The 2,343-nt window shown below is 48.3% G+C and carries 2 protein-coding genes; both read left to right on the forward strand.

The window, feature by feature from the left end; genetic code table 11:
• The coding region (locus ACLUYS_RS09860; RefSeq protein WP_412659789.1) for a cellulose binding domain-containing protein at nt 1-239 on the forward strand (239 nt) is incomplete at its 5' end.
• Nucleotides 240-532: 293 nt separating this feature from the next.
• Entirely contained in the window at nt 533-1,975 is a 1,443-nt protein-coding gene (locus ACLUYS_RS09865) for a leucine-rich repeat domain-containing protein (protein ID WP_412659791.1), read from the forward strand.
• The last annotated feature ends 368 nt before the right edge of the window (nt 1,976-2,343 follow it).

A 2,343-nucleotide genomic window follows, 5' to 3' on the forward strand; every position in this document is an offset into this window, starting at 1 on the left:
ACTACGTACAGTATGAACTGACGCTGACTAACAAGGAAAATCACGATGTAAACGGCTGGAAAGCGGAAATTCCATTGAATCAGGATTTCCGTGTGCAGAGCGGCTGGAACGCCGTATTCAGCCAGAACGGCCGTACGCTCATAGTGCAAAACGAAAGCTACAACGCGTCGATTGGCGCTGGACAGAGCATTGGCGGCATCGGAATAATCCTGCGATCCAGTCAGCTCTGGACCAGCTGAAATAAACAATAAACATACAGAAGCCATGGAACCGGTCGAAAACACGATCGAAGTTTCATGGCTTTTTTGCAGTTTCAGGACGGAAAAATCAGAACGGGTAAAAACGGGGAAATAAGAAAAAACCAGTCTTTCAGGAACAGTTTTTCTGCGCAGAAAAGAAGATTGGAAAAGGGGCAATGCAAGGGCCTTCTGTACGGCTGCTGGGAAATGCTAAATCGCCCGGATTGAAATCATCCCGTGTGGTGGATCATGTATAATAAAGGAAATCAAGCCATCGAATTGGAGGGAAAAACATGTTTATTCGCAATGAAGCTTTAGCGGAAGTGATTGCCGGCACTCTCCACAAAACCCCCGAGACGCTGCAGAAAGAAGATCTTAAGGAACTGATTTCGCTCGACGCCTCCGATCGCGATATTGATACGATCGAAGGTCTGCAGTATGCCGAAAATCTCGAAAAGATCAATCTGTCCAACAATGCACTGACGAGCATTGAAGCGCTTCGTCCTCTGTCGAGCCTGGTGGACGTCAATCTGTGCGGAAACCGGCTGCGTGACATTGAACCGCTTAACGCCCATTACCAGATCAAACGACTCAACCTGTCCCGTAATAATCTGTACGTTATGGATATTTCCGCGGTTGGAAGCATGATCAACCTGGAAATCCTCAATCTGAGACGAGCCAAAATCGACTCGCTCGATTATGTAGAAAGCTGCAAGCACCTCAAGGAAATCCGGATCAATACCGAAAACGGACCGTTCAACTATTCGGTTCTGGGCATGCTTCCGGAACTTGTCCGTCTCGATATGTCGGGCATGCGCCGCTACTATATTGAAGATCTGTCTTTCCTTCGCCACATTGAAGAACTGAATCTGTCCACCAACCTGGTATCGGATATTTCTTCGCTCTCGGCGATGGAACACCTCAAGAAACTCGATGTTTCCAATAACCCGTATTTGAAAGACTACGATCCGCTGAAGGATTTCCCGTCGCTGGTAATTCTCAACCTCGACTACAACAATCCAAATGACTTTTCTTTCCTGGCCAAGCTGAAACATCTGCGCGTGCTTTCCATGGAACAGACCGGCTTTACGGATATGCGCGAGCTGAATCATATTAAGGAACTCCAGGTTCTCAACCTGTCCAAAAACGAACTCGAGCACGTCGACGAATTTACGAATGTCGAACACCTCAAAGTGCTCCATGCCGAGTTCTGTCTGCTCGATCATGTCGATTTCCTCGCGAAAGCCAAGGAACTCGAAGTCCTCGATCTGTTCACCAACCGCATCACAAGCATCGACTGTCTGCGCGACGATACCGAACTGGTGGATCTGAACGTGGGAAGAAACCAGATCCGCAGCATCGAGTGCCTGCGAGACATGCACAATCTGAAAATCCTTTCGCTCGAAAACAACAATATTTCCGACCTGTCTCCGCTGGAAGGTCTGAGCGAACTGTGCGATGTCGACCTTTACAACAACAACATCTCCGATCTGCGCCCGCTGGCCGATCTGACGTTCATTTCGTATCTGCGTCTCGATCACAACATGATCCGCGATCTCTCACCGCTTTCCAACCTGAAGTTCCTGCGCCAGCTGACGCTGAAAGCCAACTACATCAGCGATGTCAGCCCGCTCAAGGATCTGCCTCTGCTGCAGGCCCTGCGTCTGGAAGACAACCCGATTGCGGATACGTCTGCACTCGAGAAAATGGCCTTCTACGACAAATTTACGGAGTAATCCAGTTCATTCAAGACATTTGGTCCCTGAAGCAATTCGGGGACTTTTTTTGCGCAGAGAACGCTGTGTTCGCCATCCGTTTGAAAGCGGGGAAGAAGAGAGACCGGCATTTTCTTTCGGAACCGTTTCGAACGGCACATGCGCATCTTCGCTGGTCCCTGGCTTTCATCTCGAGGCTTCGTTTCTCTCTGATCCTGCCTTCAATTCACCCTTCAATTCACCGCATCTGGGAAATTTTATAAATTTTTTAAAAAGGGTTGCATTTCGTTTCAGGAGGAGTATGATTACACATGTTCGATGAACGCGGCGATCAAAAAGCCTTCAAATCGTCAGTCAGTTTCAAAAAGAAATTGACACGTTCAAAGAAC

Origin of the sequence: Allobaculum sp. (assembly GCF_047010065.1) — a bacterium.
Lineage (GTDB): Bacteria > Bacillota_I > Bacilli_A > Erysipelotrichales > Erysipelotrichaceae > Allobaculum > Allobaculum fili.

Coding starts and splice junctions, on each gene's coding strand:
- ACLUYS_RS09865 (WP_412659791.1), top strand. CDS start 533: ATGTTTATTCGCAATGAAGCTTTAGCGGAAGTGATTGCCGGCACTCTC.